Raw genomic sequence first — 21874 nt, 5'->3', positions numbered from 1 at the left:
GGTGCAGCCGCGCCAGGCTTACGGCATCCCGGCGGTTTGTCTTCACCCGGTCGCCCGCACGCCTGGGCACGAGCGATCGTGCCACCACCACGCAGTCGTGTCCCAGTTCGATAATCTGACGGTAAAGGCCGTAACCGGTCGGACCTGCTTCGTAGCAAAAGTGAAGCTTCCCTCCACGCTTTGAAAGTCTGTTGACCATCGACGTCACAGACGCCGGTTCCGAGGAGATGTCGCCAAAAAACCGCACCTCGCCGTTGCGCGCTCCATCGGCAACCGCAACTGAAATCTTCGACTTGGATGTATCCAGGCCAATGAAGAATACGCTATCTTCTTTCATGGTTCGCCCTCGCTAAGCATGGGGCAAGGCTCCGGCCAATCCAGAGCAACCCCCGAATTCAGCTTACCGCGGGGGCGGGCCACACTCACCCCGCGAACATACGGTCTAATCCATTCTGGAGGAAATTCGCAGTGGCAGGTCAACTTGGTTGGATTTCACGAAAAAATTGCACGATGCTGGCGCATTGTCAGATGATGCGTATCTGCTTAATATCAGCTTCCGTATTGAAAATCTGCACGAAGCTCGGTGGACTGCGGGTACGTATACTGATCTGAAGCCTCTCGAACAGGTGCTGAAAGCGACCGAGACCACAAAGTCACGACAAACCGACAAACTCGCAAACTCTTTTGGGTCTTTCGGTTAAATAATTGCGGCATAGACGATACAATACGCGTAATATTTTGGCTGCCTATAAAGCTCCAGACACTCGGATCGAACTCGACCTGGTTGTCTGATTTTTGTCACTTCGAGAGCACCGTCGGAACTCCATTCAGGAAGACGTCCAACTCCATTTCAACAACTGTTTGGATGTTGTCGACAGGCATGTCGTAGATGAACTTCCGCACACCCAAGTAGAAAATGGCCGCATGAAGGCCCCATACCGCCTCGACCTCGAGAGTGGTGATTGGCACATTGGATACCGGCTCACGCTGATACTCCACACGGAGTTCCCCAATGATCACAGAGAAGACCCTCTGCCTGAGGAGCTCGAGATATCGGGTGTTGAAATCAAGTCCCTTGAGGCCTGCGAACATGAACAGGCGCACCCACTCGTACGACAAAATCACTTTTGAGTAATCCTTGTAGAACTCGCGGAGTCGCTGGTGCAGCGTCTTCGTACGATCTTGAAGCAAATCCTCCCAGAACGGATTCCAGCGGCGCATGAATACGGCCTCGTAAACTTTTTCGACCAAAGCGTCCTTGGTCGGAAAGTATCGGTAAAGAAGCGGTTGCGTTATACCCAGTCTTCGCGCCAGCTCCCGTGTGTTTCCCTCAAAGCCAAATTCAGCGAAGAAATTAACAGCTTCGCGGACAATCTCCTGTTCCCTGTCGTCGGGTGATAACCGGCGGCCAGACTTCATGATTTTCCCTCCAAATCCCCAACTTTTCGCGTCTAATTTATCAGTTGCAAACCCCCAAATCAAACACTTCACGCGGTACGCCCCTGCATTTTTTAGAATTTAGCCACTTGACCGATGCCAACATTACGCTCAGTTTATCAATCGATAAATAGCAGATGTGGGAGGATGTCATGCTAAATAGACGACAAGTATTGGGTTCAGCAATTGCACTCGCAGGTGCCACCGCTATTCCAGCGCTTGCTCAGGAAAAGCCAATCCGAATTGGTTTCTTGAGCTGCAAATCCGGCGCCCTGGCCGCAGGTGGCCGCCAGATGGAAGACGGTTTCCAGCTGTTTCTGAACGAGCGCAGTGGCAAAATCGCCGGTCGACCCGTTGAATTGATCGTCGCCGACACTGGAGGCCAACCTGCGCTAGCCAAAACGAGAGCCCAGGAACTAGTGCAGCGGAATCCGCCATTCCTGGTGGCCGAACAAATGGGGCTGTTGAACGCATGCTTCCCCGGTAGAGTTGACTTGGGGATTGGCCGATCGACTGGTGCCGACTGGGCTACGAGCTCCCTCCTCCGTGGAGGGACGCCGATGAAGAACGAGGAGGGCTACATCAGTGACCTCTCGAACCTCTTGGCACTGAACCAGCCACACGGCGTAGATGTAGACCAAGGCGGCCAGTCATATAGCTTCAAAGCTGTCCCGAACGCTAGCAGCGCACCATCACCGTGGATTCTCGGCACATCGTCTTACTCAGCACAACTGGCCGCCGAGCTCAGCTTGCCCTACGCCTTTGGCTACCACATTCGCGCGGAAGGAGCTAAGGAAGCCATTCAGTTATACAAAGATCGGTTCGTGCCCAGTGCAGCACAACCTGAGCCCAGCGTTCTAGTCTCCGCAATCGTAGTGATGGGCAAGACTGATGAAGAAGCCGAGCGTCTAGCACGGTCACAGCTTTACTTCATGTCTGCATTTCGTTCGGGTGAACCTGTGCAGCCGCAAATGCTCGTCGAGCAGTCTGAACAGGTGGAATTCCCAGAGCGCTACGATGATCTGGTAGCCAATTTCCGTCGCTCTTGGATAATTGGATCACCTGATCGGGTGGCCGACGGCGTAGAAGCGCTCGCTGCCGAGCTTGGCGTCGACGAGATGATGATCAATCCCGTGGTCGCCGCCGACGCTAGCCAGGCTTCAAATCGTGCACCGAACAGGGAGTTTACGCTATCGGCTTTAGCTGAGCGCTTCCCGCAAAAGGCACAGAGCTTCCTGGCCGGAAACGTCTGAGATTACTAATCTTGACGCGTAGGCCGTTGGAGTTGCTGGCACCAGCGACCGGGGTCGAGGCTCACTTTCGTCGATTGTAGATACGGATCTCGTCGGTAAACACGATAGTCTTTGACGATGATATGATTGAGCGACGCTCCAGCGAATGCACGAGCTCCCCAATTTTTTGGGGTGGTCGGCATTGTCGGCTGGGAAAGCCAGATCACAAGCATTGCATTGATGGATTCGGCACTCCTCAGGAGGCCTGAGCACTGATGCGGTCTAACGCTGCTGCGCCAGCATCACGCCAGTTGCCACCTTGCAGCTCCAAAGAGGGGCCGGACGGCAAATTTGACCACATCCTGTCAAGTCGGATTCCCTTCGCGCAATCTTCGCTCAGCAACGATTTCTTTGAGATCCAGGTCTTGTTCTATATCTTTCATTGCGCGGTCTGAAAGATGGCCCGAACGGTACATGCGAAGAACTTCCGAGCGCCCTACCCTAATCGCGGCCAAGACCGCTTCAAAATGCTCAACTGTAAGCGGGCGGAGAGAATCGGTCTGAATACCGACGCGTGGCGCCGTGTTGACGCTAAACAGGTTCTCATCGATGCCTCCAGAACGTCGATTTCGCACGGGATGCTGCTGCATCGTTTGGATTTGAATATCGGCTATCTTTTTTCTTGCCGTCGCCTCTTCTCTCGATAGCTGAGAGTTGCTTTGTAAAGAGATCGAAGGGAATAGCTTTATCAAAAGCGGCAACGTTGTGCCCTGCACGAGTACCGTGACTAAGATCACTCCGAACGCTGAAGCGAGAACCAAGTCGCGCCCTGGAAATCCAACGGGGAGCGAGAGTGCGGCAGCCAACGTCACTACACCGCGCATCCCAGCCCAGCTAGCTATAACTGTGATTGGAATTGATGGAGGATTTCGCGGCTTGATACCGACCCTGACCAGCGCAGTCCAGAGCAAATCTGAGGCGAAGAGCCACAGGAAGCGTGCGCATATCACAGTCAACACGACGCATGCCACGGGCATGGCAAGACTGCGGACACCTTCCCCAAGGCTCTCAAACCGATCGAGCGCCTCTCTCAGAGATAGACCAACGAGAATGAATAGCAGCGACTCTATCAGAAAGACAAATATCGACCAAAAAGCCTGGGCCTTAATGCGCGTCGTTGCCGAAAATATCTCATGCTGTTGCCAGCCTAGCATGAGGCCGGTAGTCACCGTCGCCAAAACACCGGAGAACCCCATGGCACTCGAAACCATATAGGAGACCGCCGCAAGGAGTATCGTGCCCGTGACCACGAGATCGCTGTTACCAAACCGGCGTAGCAGACGCATCGAGATCCAACCGATGCAAAACCCCACGGCCACACCTCCCACCGATACGAGGAGGAAAGAGCCAACAGCACTTGCGGGATAGAAAGAGCCGCTTAAGGCCGAGGCCAGCGCAAAGTGAAATAGCACAAGTCCGCTGGCATCGTTGACCAAGCTCTCGCCCGTCAACACTGCTGTGAGTCGGTTAGGTAGTCGAAGTTTTTCCAACACCGCCTTGGCAGCGACGGCGTCTGGTGGTGAGACGACAGCTCCTAGCGCGAACGCGGCAGACCACGGTAGGTCGGGTCGAAGCCAGTGGACAACATAACCAACCGAGACCGTTGTGAAGACCACCGCCCCTATGGCGAGAGACGAAATCGCTGCGAAATATTGTTTGAAATCTAGCCAAACTGTCCTGTACGCACTGCTAAGCAGCAGTGGAGGAAGGAAGATAACGAGGATCAGGTTGGGGTCAATTGTGACCGCAGGAATGCCGGGAACGAAGGCAAGAGCTGCGCCTCCTACAATCAAAGCTGCGGCTGGCGGCAATCTGAGGCGCTGTGCCGCCAATTCCAGGACCACAACGGCAAGCAAGAGACCGACCAAGAATTCATATTCGAGCTCTATCGACATCCCGCCTTCACTCGCATATTCACCGACTCGCCAAACCGCAAATGTTTATAAAACGCCCGCATTTGCGGATCGCATGAACGTCATGTAACGATCTCTCCCGTCCAATGAGGCTTTCGTACTCAAGCGCACAGCGACCTTGCTCGACCAATTGACCGAAGCCATCCACTGCTTGCTTTGGAAACGCTTCATCACCTGGTCGTAAGCAGAAATCTCGTCACGTTGAGCGATCCGGTAGGTTTCTTCGTGCACAACAACTCGTTGGGGCAGACGTGGCTTGATGTCGGTACTGTTTCGGAGCGCGGGTCGACCGATCACCAAACCTGCGACCGGAATGCATCGATCGGGGAGCTTCAGTAGCGACGCCAGCTTTTCTGCATTGTTTCTTACGGCGCCGATGAAGCATGTACCGTAGCCAAGGGCCTCGAACGCCAGGGCAGCATTTTGTGCGGCCATGCTGGCGTCAATGATGCCTAGCATGCTTGTCTCAAAATAATCGAAGGCATCGTTGGACGTTCCCTCCTCTTCAGAGATCGCAAAGTTGCGGCTCTGATCCGCTAGCCACACAAGCATCAAGGGTGCGGTATCGATCTGTCCCTGATTGCCACAAAGTCTGTTTACAGCGCTCTTGTGCTGGCGGTCGCTAATTCTGATTACGCTCCAGCTCTGAAGATGCGACGACGTTGCCGCCGATTGAGCTGCCGCGATGGCTGCGGTGATATCGCTCTCCAGTACCTCTTCGTGCGTGAAGTCACGAATAGTTCGGTGCATCATGATATGATTGATGATGGAACTCTGAGAGGAGGTCAGCCCGTGATCTGTTCCATAGCGATCGACCAATATATCGTTGACTGGCTGAACGTATCTCACGGCGTAATCCTGATTGTTGGTCACGCTGGGCTCCTTCTCGAAGGCATGTGGTAAAGGGCTATTGGCAGAGGTTTGATTGGCGACCTGGTTTCTGGCCAAATCGTAGATCTAGAAGGGCAGCATTCCTGTTGCCCTCCTTGGCTCTAGAGTTCGAGATCATCGTCCACTGTGAGAACGATCTTTCCGAAGCCACCGCCGGTCTCCATATACTTGTGCGCTTCCGCGGCACCCGGCAGTGGGAAGATCTGCCCGACGATGGGACGAAGCCGCCCTTCAGCAAACAGCGGCAGGCCATACTCAGCAAAGCGACGAACCATGGCTCGCTTCTCCTCGGCATTGCGCGACTTCATTACAGTCCCGATAATTCGCAAATGATTGTGAAGCACGAGACTCAAAGGAACCTGCACGTTCTCTTCGCCGCTAAGCAGACCGACTTGGACAAGCCTGCCTCCCGGCTTGAGACTGCGAAGATTTCGGACGAAGTAGTCACCGCCAACAAAGTCGACAATGACATCCACGCCGTGACCGTTGGTTGCGTCCTTGGCACCTGCTTCGAAATCCTCGGCGATGTAGTCGAAAACCCTGTCTGCACCAAGGGCCTGAACTTCGCTTCGACGCGCGGCTGAAGCAGTCGCAAGCACGCGAGCACCCAAAGCGTGACCGATTTGGACTGCCGCCGATCCGATCCCGCCTGCTGCAGCATGGATCAAAACGACGGCCCCAAATTTGATCTGCCCCAGGTGAACCAAGGCTTCCCAGGCGGTTACGAAAGACTCCATGACAGCAGCGGCTTCCACGTAACTAAGATCGGCCGGAATTTTGACCGCCATGCTTCGATCGACCCGAGCATATTCGGCATAGGCGCCACCGCCGACAATCGCCATCACACGGTCGCCAGGAACAATGTCTTCGACATCCGAACCCACTTCGACCACTTCGCCAGCAAGCTCCAAACCGAGTAGCGGGCTCTCGCCATAGTTTTGCGTACCGTAGTAACCCTCGCGCTGAAGCAGGTCGGCGCGGTTGACACCGAGCGCCTTCACGCTCACCAGAAGGTCGCTAGGCCGAGGTTCCGGACGTGGAACGTCGGCAAGGCGGAGAACATCCGCCTTGCCGAACTGATCATAGGTGATCGCCTTCACTTGGCTGCTGCCTTAGCACGAGCCTTGCGAGCAATGCTTTCCGCGAAGAGCGGCGTTTCGCGATGATTGTGGTCACCACCTGCAGCCTGGCGAGCGGCAGCTGCATCTTCAAACGACTGACCATGCTTTTCAATGAAAGCCATGAATGCATCAGTCGGGTGGCAAGTGACCTTGTTGGTGTAGCGGGTGCGGTTGCCCTCGATAGATTCGGCAATCAGTTCCCAAATCACGTTGACCTGAGTGCGCTCTCCGGTCGGAGTGAAGACGTCGGAGATCGAATTCATCCGGCAATACGAGGGAGTAGCTTCGTCGGCGACGTAGTGTTGAATGACCAAGCCCGTGCCGATCTTTTCGACGTTGATGGACATCCTGCGGCCGTCGTCAGTGAAAGTCGCACCGCATGCAACGTGATCGGGAGCGCAGCAACGCTGGTACTCAGCTTCCGGGAGATTGAAGAGCCAATCTGCGATATCAATCTGATCGAGCGGGACGTCGATCTCATGCGAGTAGGCTGACAGGGAAAGCAGCTTGTCGGTGATTACTTTCATGATCGTTTCCTTTCGGTATTCGGCATCTATTCATCGCGTGCCGAGTGGCACCGTGGTGACGCATTGGAGTTGGTCGTGCTGAGCAAACCGGGCATCTGCTCTGAGCCGAAATTGGCACTACCGCGCCGATGGCTCAATCAGACCTGGAGTGCCAAAATCTATCCATTGGTTTAGGTTCGCGGAGGCAGGACCGGTAAGGGTACGTCCACTCGTCACTCAATCGGCGATGCGATTGCATTGCCGTTTGCAGCGAGCGTTACCTGATAATTGCATGAGGTAGTCGCCCGGGATAAGACAGAAAATATCGGAAACTGCTTTGCGTTGAGGTCAAAGATGAAAGCTGATTTTCTATCGACCTTCATTGACGTGGTGCAGGCAGGAAGCTTTTCAGGGGCTGCCCGGAAGCGGGCAATAACTCCATCGGCGGTCGTTCGACAGATCGACACTCTAGAGGCGGATCTTGGTGTCGCACTCCTCATCAGGTCAACTCGTGCCCTCACTCTAACGGACGCAGGCGAGAGACTCCACGAGCGGGCCCAGCGTCTCCTTGATGACCTCGCGGATACCCACGCCGAGGTTTCCGCTTTCGGTGGATCTGTATCAGGGACGCTGCGGATCGGGTGCCTGCCAACTTTCGGAAAACGTTATGTCCTGCCGCTCCTCGCGTCACTTCAGGCCCAGCACCCTTCCCTACAACTCGAGTTGGAACTCACGGAAAGACTTTCCGATCCGGTGCTTGAACGTCTGGACTTGGTCATCCGGATGGGTGCGTTACCGAACAGCACGCTAATCGGCACAAAATTGGCGCCGTATCATCGGCATCTGGTGGCAAGTCCGCGCTATGTTAGCAATGCGGGCCTGCCAAGGTCAGTCGACGATCTATCCTCACACAGACTTATTGACAAGCTTCATGGCGACGACCTCCTTGGCTGGAGGGATGTCCTTGGCACGAGAGCCGGTGCAAGGGGAACAGGCGCTGTCACCTTCCGCACGGATGACTTTGAGGCCCTACAAAGCGCCGCGTTAGCTGATATGGGCGTCGCGTTCCTCCCGAGCTGGGTTGTTGGGCCACTTATCAATGAGGGCAAGTTGGTCAGGCTCCTGCCCGACCTCGAACGTTGGAACGACGATCCGGAGGGCATTTTTCTACTGAGAGCATTACCGCAGCCAAGCGCTCGCGTTCACGCATTCTCAGAGGCCCTCGTCACTTCAATTGGCAATCCTCCGGTGTGGGAGCATCTGCGCCCAACCTCGGAGGCTAAACACAAGCAGGAGCATTCCTGACGCCGCGTGGCCTATACCAAAGTATGGTTGTCGCCCCGGTCTCCGCGCGGCATGTCCTTGCTGAAATGGGAAGGATTGCGCAATGTTAAAGGCGGCAACTCTAATGAATGTTGGCCCGGCAACCCCGAATCTGGGCTTGGCCGATCCATTTGGAAGGTCTATTACTTATCTCCGTGTCTCGGTCACCGACCGTTGTGACTTTCGTTGCACCTACTGCATGTCAGAACACATGACATTCCTGAAAAAAGCTGATCTTCTTACTCTCGACGAGCTTGAGCGCTTATGCTCCGCATTTATATCGAAGGGTGTCCGCAAGTTGCGTCTGACCGGCGGCGAGCCGTTGGTCCGCAAAAACATCATGCAGCTAGTAAGGAATCTGGGAAGGCAGATCGGTCATGGTCTAGATGAACTGACGTTGACCACGAACGGCTCGCAGTTGGCTCGATTTGCCGATGAGCTCGCCGACTATGGTGTACGCCGCATCAATGTCTCACTCGATACCTTAGATCCGCAGAAGTTTCGTGAAATCACCCGCTGGGGCGACTTCTCAAAGGTTATGGACGGCATCGACGCTGCTCAGAAAGCAGGCCTCGCGGTGAAGCTGAATACCGTCGCCCTGAAAGGCTTTAACGACGTTGAGATGCCATCTATAATTCGGTTTGCCCACGGAAGAGGCATGGATGTCACAGTAATTGAGACTATGCCGATGGGAAAAATCGAGGAGGATCGTACGGATCGATATCTGCCACTCTCGCATCTGCGGGCCCAGCTTGAACAACAATTCACCTTGCTGGACCTTAGTTTCCGAACCGGAGGCCCTTCTCGTTATGTGCAAGTCGCTGAAACAGGCGGTCGACTTGGGTTCATCACGCCGATGACCCATAACTTCTGCGAGAGTTGTAACCGTGTGCGCCTGACCTGCACCGGTACGCTTTACATGTGCCTGGGTCAGGACGATGCCGCGGACCTACGTTCCGTGATGCGGGATGGTAATGACGACAGGGAGCTACATGCCGCGATCGATGAGGCTATACGTCGAAAGCCTAAAGGCCATGACTTCATTATAGATCGGAACCACAATCGGCCTAGCGTTGCACGCCACATGAGTGTGACCGGCGGCTGAGATCGCTCTGTAGCAGAGAATTAGATGGAAGCGGCCGAGGGATTTCTGGTCAGGCATTGAAGCACGGAACTTTGCCTGAAGCTTTGCCTTCAGATGATACGAGAGCGTGTCAGGTGGACACAGCCTCCTCGACGCACTGGATGAGCTTTTGCAGATCAACCGGTTTCCCAAGAAACGCCAACGCCCCTGCTTCCATAGCGGCCGTTCGCATGTGTTCATCATGATACGACGTCATGAATATCATCGGAGGGCAATCTGCTTCAACGATCAGTCGTCTCTGCAGTTCAATCCCGCTAAGTCCAGGCATCTTCACATCTACGACCATGCAATCGATCGAAGCCCTGGGCCGAAACTCAAGGAACTCCTCAGCGGACGCGAACACACGACTCTCATAGCCCAGAGATTTGATGAGATCGTCCAAGGCTTCGCGGATTGCCAGATCATCATCGACAATGGCTATTAGAGTGGATTTCAACACGGTATTGCAACTTTCATAGGTAATTCACGATATATCAAGCAACGCGCCCGATAACGGGTTGTGATTTGCGGTTCAGGAGTTCATTGGCTTGCTCGACCATGCGCACTAGGTCAGCGATTGATTTGGCCTCCATTTTACGCATGACGTTGCCACGGTGCAGCTTAACAGTGATCTCGCTAATTCCCAGCTTGAACGCGATCTGCTTATTCATCAAACCAGCCACCACGTCTTCAAGCACCTCCCGCTCTCTCTGGGTAAGCGTTTCAAACCGGCCCATAACCTCCTGATGGCGCTGAAGCTCCTGGCGGCGAACGCAATCTCTGCTTATGGCCGTCGATACAGCGTCAAGTAGATCCTGTTCGCGGAATGGCTTAGTAAGGAAGTCTACAGCACCTGCTTTCATCGCTTGGACACCCATCGATATATCGCCGTGCCCGGTCATGAACACGATCGGCAACTGATTTCCCGCACGTTCGAGCTGCGTCTGGAACTCAATACCGCTCACACCTGGCAGCCTTACATCGAGTACGATGCAGCCCGCCCTCGTCAAATCCGCCTGGGCAACAAACTCATTGGGGCTGCCAAACGCTTCAGCTTCAAATTGCATTGATGAGAAGAGATCCAACAAGGCCTCACGGATCGAAATATCATCGTCCACGATGTAGATAACTGGTCGATCAGACGTTCGCTTGGCATTTTTCTGCTCACGCATTAACCGGCTCCTTAGGCAACTTAATCTCGAACACGGCGCCACCATCAGGGTGATTGGAGCCCTCAAGTGAGCCTCCACGCGCCTCAATGGAACTTCTGCAGATTGCTAGACCGATACCCATACCGTTCTCTTTCGTCGTGAAGAACGGAGTGAAGAGCTTTCGCTGCGTCTCCCCTACAAGTCCGTCGCCTGTATCCCGAATTGCGATGGAGATGTAATCAGCCTCGATCGGCCCATCCACCGAAATCGTCACAAGCCTCAGTGCAGGATTAGAATGCGCTATAGCCTGGGCTGCGTTTGTAATCAGGTTGATGAGCACTTGCTGCAATTCAAGTTTGACACCTACCAATTGGATTCGGTCGTTCTGAACGACCTTTACCGTAGTCCGCTCTCGCTGAAGGTCATGCTCCATCAAGGCCAGCGTATCACCAATCAGTTCACCGAGGTCGAACTTCTCTTTATCTTTCGATGCAGCTGACATCGACAAACGGGTGCTCTTAAATATGTCGCTGGCCCTGCCGCTGTCTCGCAAGATTCGCTCAGCCGATCTCTTGGCAGCTTCGATGTCAGGCGGATCGCGGTCTAACCATCGAACCAGCGTTTGACAATTAACCCCAATAGCACCCAAGGGCTGATTGAGATCATGAGCTAATGATGCCGACAACACACCGATAGTAGCCGCCTTGGAGGCACGAGCCAACTCGGCCTGCGCTTCTGTCAGGGCTTTTCGCGCCTCTTCGCGTTGTGTAACGTCTACCATGCTGACCACAACTCGATTGAAAGCCGAAGGGTCGTCAGGGAAGCTGATACTGAGGAGAACCGCCTTTCGCTCTCCATTCCGGTTGATTATCTCGGCATTGTCCTCGAAGTACGCGGCGCCATCCATAATAGCCTGAAGGATGGACAGAAAAGCCTTACTGTCGGCCGGAATATACTGGTGCGTAACGCCTCCTTCGTCAGGGGGCGTCGACGTCCCAAGCAGTTCAATGGCAGCCTCGTTCGCTGCCACGACTTTAATCAGGTTCATGCATGTTGAGACAAATTCGGGATCTGTCTGCGAGTGAGCCGTGACGTCGCTCACACCTGCATGCTTCAGTCCTGCCAGGAAGTCACGAAGCTTCGAGTAATCGCGTTCCCAAAGGGCAACACGGGCCCGGTCAAATATGGATCTGTAGCGAGCTTCACTCTCGCGTAAAGCCGTATTCATTCCGAGCAACTCGGTGCGAGCGCGGTCTGTACGCAGGAGAAGTGCCGTCGTGACGCACAATGCCGCTACTGCCACGCTCAGACGCAGGAAGGTTTGTAAATCAGGCTCTGGGCCATGAGTGAAGAGAAACGAAAGCAGCGACAGTCCGATGAAAATCACCGTGAGGATCTTCAGTCCCGTGCGGTCTATCGCCTCTGCGGCAAGCAGAAGCGAAATTACATAAAGTACCGCAATCGCTCCCTCAATTGATGTCAGAGTGTCGATCGCGAAAACCGCGGCCGCCATTGCAACTGCTGCACCACCAAAAAAGACGTCGTGGCGCCTCGCCCCATGCCTTGCCAGCCTCATTTCCGCACCTTGCACCTGAATCGCTCCTGCCCTTATCACAAGGTTACCGGTTCTCTATGTCTACTGGACCTATACATAAGTGTAGGTTTCCATCTCGGCTCTCCCATACGAAGTCCTCAGACGCCGCCTTGTGGAAAAAGAATGAGGCCGCCTTCTGGGAGGGGGAAGGCGGCCTCCGCGGATACCATCTCCGCAGTTAGGTCCGAGATGAGGGGTTCAGGGACCCGGTAGCTGAGCGCTACGCGACCTCGTCGGGGGGAGCGATCGAGGTAACGAGGCAAAGCTACCTCTGGAGTGCGAGTTCCGTAACTATACTTAGGTCTTGGAATTGGAACTCAACGTCTCGGTCTTGTCAGAGCCTGCCGAAAGATTTTCTGCGATCCGTTCCACGGAGTGCGACAAACGCTCGATCACTAACGGCCCACAACTGGCCTCGGCAATCTCCCTCGATGCTCTTCTGAAAGAGACTGACAGGTCGCATAACGTGGTCTCGAGACTTTGGTTTCCGACTTCCCGAGCGATCCTCGACAATTCGTTCAAGCTCTCAGATAGCTGTAGCACTAGCATATGACGTTTGGCGACAGCCAATGATGCGATCCCATCGATCGATGTTCCCAGGTTGGTGGTGGCCCGCGTGGGAGTAGAGTGTGAGAGGTGTGACACAGGTTTCGCCTCAGATCTGTTGGACACCCGACTCTACAACGGCGTTCATTCTAAACGCATCTGTACCATGGTTCAGGTCACGTAGGCTGCTCGTGCCGTTCACGCTCTAAATTGATCAAGATTGCTCCGCGTGGCGGGGCATTTAACCCCCGTTGGCCGGAGGCCGTAACATCCCAAGGTATCGACTAACCTAGACCAAAGCTTGGTTACGTGTCAGCGAGCCTACTCTTAAATTTCCTTCTGAGTTGCTTTGTACGGTACGTCACCGAAGGAAACTGCTGATGGCCCCTCACATCACTGAACGAATGATGCGCCAATCGAAGGCCGCGGATATGGTTAGTCATTCCGATGGCGTCTGAAACCCTTACCGAGCAAGCGGTGTCTCCAGAGTGCGCTGTACACCTCGCAGTTAGGATTGGGCGCTTGATGTTTTCGAATGGCGCGGACTCTCGGCATGTCGCGGATACAGTCGTGAACGTGGCCTCCGATTTGGGTCAAGAGGCCCATGTCCTAGTCACATCTGATGCTATTCTTGCGACGGTGGGTACGAGCGAACATTTCAGCACAAAGGTTGGTCACCAACTCACGTCTCCGACCGTAAACATGGGTCACCTCTCTGCGCTACGAGCAATCATCGACCAAATACATGCGGGGACCCTGGGGCCGTTCGAAGCAGATCAAAGGCTTGATGCATTGGAGACATCGGGCGGGCGATATCCGATAATCGCCGTGGTGCTTGGACTGGCTATCACCACGGCTTCGCTGGCGCGTCTGTTCGGAGCCACTTGGACCGTCGTGATGGCAGCACTAGTTGCGGGCGCAATAAGTGCGGTGCTCCGGCGTCAAGTTCCGAAGATCTCTGGCAACCAGTTCGCGAGCACTTTTATCATCGCAATACTAAGTGGTCTTGCCGCAGTTTGTGCACTGAGCGCTTACCCCGATGCTTCACCAGTCCTGGCGCTTACAGCTGCGGGGATGGTCCTCGTTCCAGGGGTTCCATTGCTAAACGGCATACGCGACATATCCGGTGGATATGCTGGGAACGGGGTCGCGCGGCTGGTTACTGGAACCGTCACAGTCTTGGTGATTGGTTTCGCGCTCTTCACTGTAGGTTTGCTCACTGGGGCCGAGCTTCCTGTTGGTACCGGGCCCGGATCACTGCCATTGACAGAAGACCTCGTCTTTTCCGGATTGGCAGCCTTTGGCTTTGCGCTTCTGTTCAATGTTCCTCCTCGAGCGATATTCATCTGCATTCTGACAGGGATCGCTGGTCACGGGCTCCGCTCGGCGTTGGAGCAAGTCGCCGTAAACCTACCGCTTAGCTCACTGATAGGCGCCTTTGCCGCGGGCCTAATCGCTAGAGCGGCCGCGAGCGCTTATCGGTCACCAGCGGTAGTCTTCGCCTTCCCAGGCGTGGTGGCCTTGATCCCGGGATCCTACGGCTTTCGCGCAGGAATAGGTGGACTGCAGATTATGGCCGAGGGTGCGGCAGCCTCTCATGCACTGATCGCTACCACAATCGCGCTCGCGATCACCACAACGGTCACAACTATCGCAATCGCTCTTGGCGTGACCTTATCCCTCGCGGGATCTCACCAAAACCTCTTGAAACTCGAACCAAAGGATCGGAGCAATGCCTGACGAAATCACCAACCACCCGACAATCACTGATCTTGATATCGGAATCGTAGCGCAAGGCACGCGTAGCGAATTCGACTCCATGGGAAGTGTCGACGTACCTGGTGACCGCTACTGGGGTGCGCAGACCCAACGTTCCCTTCATCACTTCGACATCGGTGACGACAGGATGCCAAAAGCCGTCTACCACGCATACGGCTATGTAAAAAAGGCATGTGCGCTCGTTAACGCGGCTGCGGGTAGACTGCCTGAATGGAAGCGAGATGCTATCATTCGCGCTGCCGACGAGACAATCGCCGGTAAGCTTGATGACCACTTTCCGCTGTTTGTCTGGCAAACGGGCTCTGGTACGCAGTCCAACATGAATGTTAACGAGGTAATCTCGAACCGTGCGATCCAATTGCTTGGGGGCACTCTTGGATCTCAGAAGCCCGTCGGTCCCAACGATGACGTCAACATGGGGCAGTCGTCGAACGACACCTTCCCAACGGCAATGCATATTGCCTCGATCGAGGCGATCGACAACTACCTACTCCCCCGAGTGGTGGAACTGGCAGACGCGATTGAGCGTAAAGCAAATACCTGGATGGATGTCGTCAAGATCGGCCGTACTCATCTCGAAGACGCAGTTCCCTTGACCGTTGGTCAGGAATGGCATGGGTGGGCCGGTCAAATTCACGATGCTGTAGCAGCGATCAGGGAAAGCCGCAGCGGTCTTTACCAGTTGGCTGTAGGCGGAACCGCCGTGGGAACCGGGCTTAATGCTCCAAAGGGCTTCTCCAAGGATGTTGCACAGAAGATTGCCGAACTGACCGGGAAGCCATTTGTCACGGCTCCTAACAAATTCACGGCGCAGGGTTCACTTGATGCCATGGTCAGGGCACATGCGGCACTTCGCAACCTGGCTGTCGCGTTGATGAAAATCGCAAATGACATCCGCTGGCTAGCTTCTGGACCGCGCTGCGGCTTTGCAGAGCTTCTGCTTCCTTCAAACGAGCCAGGGTCGTCAATCATGCCTGGTAAGGTGAATCCGACTCAGTGCGAAGCAATGGTCATGATCGCAATCCAGGTGATGGGCAACGACACAGCCGTTTCGTTCGCAGGCAGTCAGGGCAACTTTGAACTGAATGCTATGCGGCCGGTCATCATCAACAATTTTCTCCATTCCGCGCGGATCCTTGCCGATGGCTGCGAGAAGTTTCGCGAGTTCTCCGTTGAAGGTACCGAACTCAACACCAAGCGGATCAAGTCTTACGTGGACGGTAGCGTGATGCTAGTCACCGCACTATCACCCATTATCGGCTATCAGAATGCGGCACACATTGCGGAGAAGGCGATCGCCGACGGCACCACGCTTCGCGAAGCTGCGCTCGCCTCCGGTCACGTCGATGCAGCCCTCTTTGATAAGACGATCACCCCCCTCGCCATGGTCGGAGACGGCTTGGCTGGCGCCTAATATGAAAGGATTTTGATATGATCAGATGCGTAAGAATGTGGACCGGAGCTGACGGCAACTCGTTGTTTGAAGAAGGCACCGTTGATCTCCTACCGGGCGAACGCGGCGATTCCATTGGAAAGCAGGTGGCTGCCAAGAGCATCTCGTTCAGAGAAACGTCATCTGGCGGAGCGTTCGAATGGCACCAAGATCCAGTACCGCAGTTTGTCTTGACGCTCTCTGGCACGTTAGAGTTCGAAACGAAATCGGGTGCCACGTTCACAATCAGGCCCGGCGATGTACTCATTGCCCAGGACAACAGTGGCACGGGCCACAGGTGGCGGTTGATCGGATCAGAACCCTGGCGTCGCGCTTATGTCGTCTACGAAGACGACGTAGACCTGCGTTTCACGCCGAATCCCATAAGCGCATAGAAGGGCCGAACTTATGTCGATCCAAATGACAGACTCTCCAGATATCGTTCTCATCGGTGCGGGCATCATGAGCGCAACGTTGGGCACAGTTTTAAAGGAGCTCGATCCGTCTCTTTCTGTAGTCATGTTTGAGACTCTAAATGACTGTGGTCAGGAAAGCTCCCAATCGTGGAACAACGCAGGGACGGGTCACGCGGCGAACTGCGAGATGAACTATACGCCCCAGCGCCCGGACGGCAGCGTGGACATCTCAAAGGCGCTCGACGTCAACACCGAGTTCGACATATCGAGGCAACTCTGGTCCTACCTCGTCGAGAAAGGTTCCATTCCCGATCCGCGAGCCTTCCTGCATCCCTGCCCTCACATGAGCTTTGTTTGGGGTGCGGCGAACGTCGCTTTCCTGCGTGAGCGATACAAGCAGATGTCGGCTCACCACTGCTACCATGGCATGGAGTACTCCGAAAATCCCGCTCAGATCGCGAAATGGGCGCCGTTGATCATGGAAGGACGCGCTGAAGAGCCAGTGGCTGCGACGCGAATCGTAACAGGGACCGACGTTGACTACGGATCTCTCACCCACCTGCTCGTGGCCCAGCTTTCCAAGCAGCCTGGTTTTACCGCCCGCTACAATCGAAAGGTGATCGCACTCGATCGTAAAGATTCTGGTCGCTGGCGGGTGACGGTAGAGGACGCTATTGACGGCTCTCAGGAAACCGTCTCCGCTAAGTTTGTTTTTATCGGCGCGGGTGGCGCTTCTATCGATCTCCTGCAAAAGTCAGAGATACCGGAAGGCCGTGGGTATGGCGGGTTTCCGGTCAGTGGAATCTGGTTGCGCTGTGATGTTGACGAGGTGAGCGCTCGCCACCACGCTAAGGTCTACGGAAAGGCGGCTAGCGGTTCTCCGCCTATGTCGGTGCCTCACCTCGATACTCGCATCATCGGCGGCCGCAAGTCGCTCCTTTTCGGACCCTATGCTGGCTTTTCGTCGAAGTTTCTCAAACACGGATCGCTGACAGACCTTTTCCACTCCATCACACATGACAACATTTTGCCGTTGCTCGATGTTGCGAAGGACAATTTCGCGCTGACGGAGTACCTCGTAGGCCAGGTGGTTCAAAGTTCATCCCACCAATTTTCGACACTGAAGCAGTTCTTCCCCACTGCGTCACGTGGAGACTGGAAGGAGGCTGTCGCTGGTCAACGTGTTCAGATCATCAAGCCCGACAGCAAGAGGGGCGGCGTTCTCGAGTTTGGCACTGAGCTGGTGCCAGCTAAGGATAAGTCACTCGTGGCACTCTTGGGGGCATCTCCCGGCGCTTCGACAGCAGCCTTCATCGCTATCGAAGTTCTCAAGACCTGCTTCTCGGAGAAATTGACTGAGGAAGAATGGCTTCCAGCTTTGAAGCGAATGATCCCAACTTACGGAATTGACCTCAAGGTTGACGCGGTTGCTTGCCGATCAATCCGGGCTGCGACCGCCAAGATACTTCAGATCGAGAACGTTTAAGTTCTCTCAAATCTCCTACCCAGCGATTCGAATTTTTAAACGCGCCTGGTCCTCCAAGGACCAGGCGCGTCTTCGTTTTGGGAAACTGTTGGCGATGCCTAGAGCGATGGAGATATTGACCCCGACCGTTCTGCCGCTGAGCGCTGGAGCTCGCTGAAAGAGTTGGAACAGTTCGCTTAAGGTCCACTTACCCGGGGCCTGGGAGATAACCCATCATTTCCACGTTTCCTAGAAGAGGGGCTCTCATTTGGCGAGCGCTCAGAAAACCATCAATGAGGTTACAAGTCAGGCTGATGGCGACCGGCAACTGGATCGAGGCCGCGCAGCCAAGACTGTCACCCGTTACCTACAATTTTTCGCGGCAAAGCAAAGGCGGCCAGCTGCCATACAAAAGCGCCCGCGCGATGCGCGGACGCTCATCAATCAAGGCCAAATAGCCAAAGCTCAGAACTTCATGCCAACGCCTACCTGAATGACATTCTGTTTGAAATCGACGTTCGTTCCGAACAGCTCGCCCCGGCCGAAATCGTTGTATCGGTATTCGACGCGCCCAAAAATCTTGTCTGTGAACGCATGGTCGACACCTGCGCCAATCGTCCAACCGTTTAAGGTGTCGCTGTCGTTGCCTACCGGCGTCTTCAGCTTGGCATTGGTTGCTGTCCAGCCACCGGCTGCGTAGATCAAAGTGCGGTCAAGAGCATAGCCTGCACGCGCACGGACAGAGCCGCCAAAGCCACCCTTTAGCTTAACGCCGCTGCCGTAGTCCTTGTCAGCCCAGTCGTAGTTCAGATCGCCTTCCACACCGGCTACAAAGCTGTCCGAGAGCTGCCAGTTGTAGCCGGTGAAGCCACCCAAACGCCAGCCGTCGAAGCTATCAGAGCCTAATCCGTCCACCTTGCCGGTACCCCAATCGTAACCGGTATGCGCACCCAGGTAAAAGCCGCCCCAGGAAAATGGCGCCGTATCGCTAGCGACCGGCGGGCTCGGAATTTGATCAACCGCATCGGCGGCAAACGCCGAGGTGGAGGTTGCGAGTGCAGCCAGGGACGCTGCGACAATGAAAAAGCCCTTCATGCTGTGTTCTCCGTTGAAAGCTCATCGCCACATAAGACAAATGCTGTTCTCGTCGCGTCGATGTAATACGGTTCATCCAACACGCTTCACCGATTCAGCGATTGTAGATTCCTTGGCCATTTCTAAGCGGCGCACTCTGCACCTTGCCAATTTAGCGCATGTCTCAAACTCGAAATGCGGCACAGCATTTCCCTTCAGAAGCATAGCAGTGGCCCAACTGAGAGGTTGGGTGGACAATGCTTGGCACCCGAGACGTGTGAGAAAGGCCGAGCGAGAACCCCTGTGAGGTTGAGGAGCTCAACCAGACCCACGGTCTCTACACTTACGTATGATTACGGAAAAGCAAATCATCGTATAGCGATAGGACGGCAACGATGCTGTAACTGACCGGCTCGACTATCGCGAGGTCTTAAATGATGTCGAAATGTCCCGCACCCAGCGGAAACGTATTCCTGAGGCCGCGCCCGTGGTTCAGGTTGTGTCTAAAACTCCATACGCGTCTCAATTCAAGGAATAGGGTATTCATGTCTGACCATGAGCAATTCCACTCGCGCTACGCGAGCTACTCACAGTCAATCGTCGATGCGGTGCAAGACCCACAGGCACTCCACGAAAGCATTTCGGCTAACACATACGCCAGTAGCCAGATGCCGAGTTACCAGCGTTAGGCTCACGAGATGGCGTATGGCCAGTCGACCGAGAAGATCAGGACATAGATTTTGAAAGACAACAGACGTAATATCGACCCACCGTTCGTGACCGATGATGATCCCGATCGGCATGTCCGTTGCGAGGATGCCATCCATTCAGCTATCCGGGCATTGCTTGAGGACGCTGTTCGTGCCGGATGGTCGGAAACCGAGACTTTGCGAGCAATTCAAAGTCTCGCAAGCAGTATCTTGAGCGAGAGGCGTGGTGGCTCGAAGGCCATGAGAAATGTTGTTCCTCTACGACGTGGCTAAGGATACTTTTCCCGGGCTCAACCTACACAGTCTCGCAAGCGAATTTTGTTCTGACCCCCTTATCATGACATGACATGACAGGACAGCCTCGCCGGCAGGCGTATTGGTTGCAGGATCCCGTGCCCGCAACCTTTGGCGGCTATTCTTTTCCGACCTTCGTACGTTCTGTATCTTCAACAAGCCTGATGTATGCTGTCCCCTGTTGTGGCTGTACGCGGACTGGGCTCCGTTCCAAGGGGAAAGATTATTGAGGTTTTCCGGCGAATTAACTCGACGAAATATTCGCTTGAGGACATCGGAATAAACACCGCCGTTTATTCGGGTGCCATGAAAGTCTTCGCGCAATCGTTTGCTGACCGACCCATTTTCTCCGGTGTCGGGTCCAATCGATCACCAAGTCACGATGTCAGTCTCGGAGTCCTGATGACTTTCAAGAACAGCGCCTTCATCGCATCCGCGATCCCATCGGTTGGCGTGACCTCAAAGTAAAGCCCAGGAGACGCGCACGCAGCCATTTTCGTTGGTATCTCCGCCTGAAATGGCGCGATCCAGGTGTTGTACCAATTGTTTTTGGGAAGTGGGAGGTATGTGGTATAGAGCACGGCGATCTTCACTCCACGAGCCTTGAGCGGGGCACAGAACGCAGTATCGATCGGCTCCTGGCAACGCCCGCTCGTTGTCTTTTTCGTACAGGTTGACGGCTTGTAGCTATCGCCGACCCCATCCGCCACGAAAAATAGGATCTTTTGAGGATCCGTGGCCGTACTCCCTGTTCCCGCCGTATCAATGATGGCGTTCATCTGGGTAAGGGCCGAGTCAAAGCTCGTGGTTTGGTCGCTGTTGTATCCCTGATATGGGATCGTCATCAGGTCCACGGCATCCGTGTATGACCTAACTGTATCCAAATCGTATGTCGGGCTCGAAATCGTGGTCAGCTTGGCGTCTTCGGCCTTGGTGCCGAAAGTGTAGACACCCATCCTGAACTGGTTGCTCGAAACACGATTGGTTTTCGCAGTCGTCGTAAGTTGCTGCGTTGCCTGCCTGACAGTGTCGATACGCATGGTGACGCCGAGCGTCTTGGCTAGGTTATAGTAGCTCTTTGATCCGCTGTTGATGTCGTGACAAGCAAAAGCACATGTGTCAGTTGTGTTGGTCTGCATTTTGGCGACGTCGGCGGCTGTAGCGCCTACGCCCATGGAAGGCGTGTTGTCGATCAAGATATAGAAATCCATGAAACTGGCGGTAAGATACTCGCCAGTCGCGCTGCCCGACATGTCGATGCTTTTCTGACCGAGAACTTGCATGAGCGTGGTCGGCACGGATGTCTTGAAGCTCACCGTGGAAATGACTTTGTTACCCGTTTTCACGATCGACGTATTCACGGTGATTGGAAGAGAAGCCGCCTCCCGCGATAGCTGGCCGGAGAAGATGTCGCGAGCGTCTGACTGGCCGACAGCAATGGCGCCGTCCGATGTCATGGTCATTGCTTGTGTTACCGCCGCCGACTTTTCAGATACCGCGCCGACTGCCGCGGCGTCTGCCGCGGCCAGCAGCTCTGTCCTTATTTCCAATGCATGTGAGTAGTCAATTGCCACGCCAGCCGCTCCGATCACCGGCGCGGCAATGAGCGCGGTGATGATTCCAAAGTTACCTGATCTGTCGCGCAAGAATTTCAAGACAAGGTTGGTCATCGCCCAAGGCCCCAATGCAATGCCCGATTCTTAGCAGCGCCAGTTTAACCCATGGAAAATTAGGGCGTAGACTCATAACGACCTGATCCAGATGCGGGTGGCGAGTAGTTTTACGGCCGCTAGGAAGTTTTGGGGGT

The 21874-nt window shown here is 54.7% G+C and carries 17 protein-coding genes and 1 pseudogene; 7 read left to right on the top strand and 11 right to left on the bottom strand.

Annotation, left to right across the window (positions count from 1 at the left end; translation table 11 throughout):
• Positions 1 to 337, bottom strand: a pseudogene (locus ACCD05_RS30015) (IS110 family transposase); the annotation flags it as partial.
• 461 nt (positions 338 to 798) lie between these two features.
• On the bottom strand, positions 799 to 1419 hold the full coding sequence (locus tag ACCD05_RS30010) for a TetR/AcrR family transcriptional regulator (RefSeq protein WP_112950399.1): 621 nt from the start codon (positions 1417 to 1419) through the stop codon (positions 799 to 801).
• Between the two features lie 170 nt (positions 1420 to 1589).
• Here ACCD05_RS30010 and ACCD05_RS30005 point away from each other — a divergent pair, with 170 nt between their 5' ends.
• Positions 1590 to 2690, top strand: coding sequence for an MsnO8 family LLM class oxidoreductase (locus ACCD05_RS30005; protein ID WP_413397211.1), 1101 nt, complete (start codon positions 1590 to 1592; stop codon positions 2688 to 2690).
• Between the two features lie 344 nt (positions 2691 to 3034).
• Here the strand turns inward: ACCD05_RS30005 and ACCD05_RS30000 are convergent, their stop codons facing one another.
• The 4 genes from ACCD05_RS30000 to ACCD05_RS29985 all read right to left on the bottom strand — a co-directional run bounded on the left by ACCD05_RS30000 (position 3035) and on the right by ACCD05_RS29985 (position 7181).
• Positions 3035 to 4624, bottom strand: coding sequence for a Na+/H+ antiporter (locus ACCD05_RS30000; RefSeq protein WP_112949899.1), 1590 nt, complete (start codon positions 4622 to 4624; stop codon positions 3035 to 3037).
• Positions 4625 to 4669: 45 nt separating this feature from the next.
• Positions 4670 to 5515 (bottom strand): nitroreductase family protein, encoded by an 846-nt coding sequence (locus tag ACCD05_RS29995; RefSeq protein WP_413397209.1) that lies wholly within the window; start codon positions 5513 to 5515, stop codon positions 4670 to 4672.
• Between the two features lie 119 nt (positions 5516 to 5634).
• Positions 5635 to 6633, bottom strand: coding sequence for an NAD(P)H-quinone oxidoreductase (locus ACCD05_RS29990; RefSeq protein WP_413397207.1), 999 nt, complete (start codon positions 6631 to 6633; stop codon positions 5635 to 5637).
• A complete protein-coding gene (locus tag ACCD05_RS29985; RefSeq protein WP_413397205.1) occupies positions 6630 to 7181 on the bottom strand; it encodes a hypothetical protein in 552 nt (183 codons plus the stop codon). Before ACCD05_RS29985 ends, ACCD05_RS29990 begins: the two co-directional genes overlap by 4 nt.
• 333 nt (positions 7182 to 7514) lie before the next feature.
• Between ACCD05_RS29985 and ACCD05_RS29980 the strand changes: the two genes are divergently transcribed.
• On the top strand, positions 7515 to 8465 hold the full coding sequence (locus ACCD05_RS29980; protein ID WP_413397203.1) for a LysR family transcriptional regulator: 951 nt from the start codon (positions 7515 to 7517) through the stop codon (positions 8463 to 8465).
• A gap of 82 nt (positions 8466 to 8547) precedes the next feature.
• Entirely contained in the window at positions 8548 to 9588 is a 1041-nt protein-coding gene (gene moaA, locus ACCD05_RS29975) for a GTP 3',8-cyclase MoaA (protein WP_413397201.1), read from the top strand.
• A 109-nt stretch (positions 9589 to 9697) separates the two neighbouring features.
• Here the strand turns inward: moaA and ACCD05_RS29970 are convergent, their stop codons facing one another.
• From ACCD05_RS29970 to ACCD05_RS29960, 3 genes are read right to left on the bottom strand one after another with little or no spacing between them, the layout of a single operon-like run.
• Positions 9698 to 10066 (bottom strand): response regulator, encoded by a 369-nt coding sequence (locus tag ACCD05_RS29970; protein WP_112949894.1) that lies wholly within the window; start codon positions 10064 to 10066, stop codon positions 9698 to 9700.
• Between the two features lie 34 nt (positions 10067 to 10100).
• A complete protein-coding gene (locus ACCD05_RS29965) occupies positions 10101 to 10778 on the bottom strand; it encodes a response regulator transcription factor (protein ID WP_112949893.1) in 678 nt (225 codons plus the stop codon).
• Complete coding sequence (locus tag ACCD05_RS29960) at positions 10771 to 12348, bottom strand: ATP-binding protein (RefSeq protein WP_413397199.1); 1578 nt, start codon at positions 12346 to 12348, stop codon at positions 10771 to 10773. The genes ACCD05_RS29965 and ACCD05_RS29960 overlap by 8 nt, the downstream gene beginning before the upstream one ends.
• Positions 12349 to 13344: 996 nt before the next feature.
• On the opposite strand from ACCD05_RS29960, the gene ACCD05_RS29955 reads away from it, so the two are divergent.
• The 4 genes from ACCD05_RS29955 to mqo are packed head-to-tail and all read left to right on the top strand — an operon-like array spanning position 13345 to position 18010.
• Positions 13345 to 14637 carry a threonine/serine ThrE exporter family protein gene (locus ACCD05_RS29955; protein WP_413397197.1) on the top strand — a complete coding sequence of 431 codons (1293 nt, stop codon included), beginning with the start codon at positions 13345 to 13347 and terminating at the stop codon, positions 14635 to 14637.
• Positions 14630 to 16090, top strand: a complete 1461-nt coding sequence (gene fumC, locus ACCD05_RS29950; RefSeq protein ID WP_112949890.1) for a class II fumarate hydratase — start codon at positions 14630 to 14632, stop codon at positions 16088 to 16090. Before ACCD05_RS29955 ends, fumC begins: the two co-directional genes overlap by 8 nt.
• A gap of 17 nt (positions 16091 to 16107) precedes the next feature.
• Positions 16108 to 16503, top strand: coding sequence for a cupin domain-containing protein (locus ACCD05_RS29945; protein WP_413397195.1), 396 nt, complete (start codon positions 16108 to 16110; stop codon positions 16501 to 16503).
• Positions 16504 to 16516: 13 nt separating this feature from the next.
• The gene (gene mqo, locus ACCD05_RS29940; protein WP_112949888.1) at positions 16517 to 18010 is read left to right on the top strand and encodes a malate dehydrogenase (quinone); all 1494 of its coding nucleotides are present in this window, start codon (positions 16517 to 16519) and stop codon (positions 18008 to 18010) included.
• Between the two features lie 444 nt (positions 18011 to 18454).
• Here mqo and ACCD05_RS29935 read toward each other — a convergent pair whose 3' ends face one another.
• Together ACCD05_RS29935 and ACCD05_RS29930 are read right to left on the bottom strand one after the other, a co-directional pair.
• Positions 18455 to 19084, bottom strand: coding sequence for an outer membrane protein (locus ACCD05_RS29935; RefSeq protein WP_112949887.1), 630 nt, complete (start codon positions 19082 to 19084; stop codon positions 18455 to 18457).
• A gap of 1360 nt (positions 19085 to 20444) precedes the next feature.
• Positions 20445 to 21737 carry a pilus assembly protein gene (locus tag ACCD05_RS29930; RefSeq protein WP_111565442.1) on the bottom strand — a complete coding sequence of 431 codons (1293 nt, stop codon included), beginning with the start codon at positions 21735 to 21737 and terminating at the stop codon, positions 20445 to 20447.
• Between the last annotated feature and the right edge of the window lie 137 nt (positions 21738 to 21874).

Origin of the sequence: Rhizobium sp. Rhizsp42, assembly GCF_047304155.1 — a bacterium.
Taxonomy (GTDB): domain Bacteria; phylum Pseudomonadota; class Alphaproteobacteria; order Rhizobiales; family Rhizobiaceae; genus Rhizobium.
This window is presented reverse-complemented; position numbering and strand designations above follow the sequence as displayed.

Coding starts and splice junctions, on each gene's coding strand:
- ACCD05_RS29955 (WP_413397197.1), top strand. CDS start 13,345: ATGGCGTCTGAAACCCTTACCGAGCAAGCGGTGTCTCCAGAGTGCGCT.
- ACCD05_RS29935 (WP_112949887.1), bottom strand. CDS start 19,084: ATGAAGGGCTTTTTCATTGTCGCAGCGTCCCTGGCTGCACTCGCAACC.
- ACCD05_RS29945 (WP_413397195.1), top strand. CDS start 16,108: ATGATCAGATGCGTAAGAATGTGGACCGGAGCTGACGGCAACTCGTTG.
- ACCD05_RS30000 (WP_112949899.1), bottom strand. CDS start 4,624: ATGTCGATAGAGCTCGAATATGAATTCTTGGTCGGTCTCTTGCTTGCC.
- ACCD05_RS29965 (WP_112949893.1), bottom strand. CDS start 10,778: ATGCGTGAGCAGAAAAATGCCAAGCGAACGTCTGATCGACCAGTTATC.
- ACCD05_RS29930 (WP_111565442.1), bottom strand. CDS start 21,737: ATGACCAACCTTGTCTTGAAATTCTTGCGCGACAGATCAGGTAACTTT.
- ACCD05_RS29980 (WP_413397203.1), top strand. CDS start 7,515: ATGAAAGCTGATTTTCTATCGACCTTCATTGACGTGGTGCAGGCAGGA.
- mqo (WP_112949888.1), top strand. CDS start 16,517: ATGTCGATCCAAATGACAGACTCTCCAGATATCGTTCTCATCGGTGCG.
- fumC (WP_112949890.1), top strand. CDS start 14,630: ATGCCTGACGAAATCACCAACCACCCGACAATCACTGATCTTGATATC.
- ACCD05_RS29985 (WP_413397205.1), bottom strand. CDS start 7,181: ATGAAAGTAATCACCGACAAGCTGCTTTCCCTGTCAGCCTACTCGCAT.
- ACCD05_RS30010 (WP_112950399.1), bottom strand. CDS start 1,419: ATGAAGTCTGGCCGCCGGTTATCACCCGACGACAGGGAACAGGAGATT.
- moaA (WP_413397201.1), top strand. CDS start 8,548: ATGTTAAAGGCGGCAACTCTAATGAATGTTGGCCCGGCAACCCCGAAT.
- ACCD05_RS30005 (WP_413397211.1), top strand. CDS start 1,590: ATGCTAAATAGACGACAAGTATTGGGTTCAGCAATTGCACTCGCAGGT.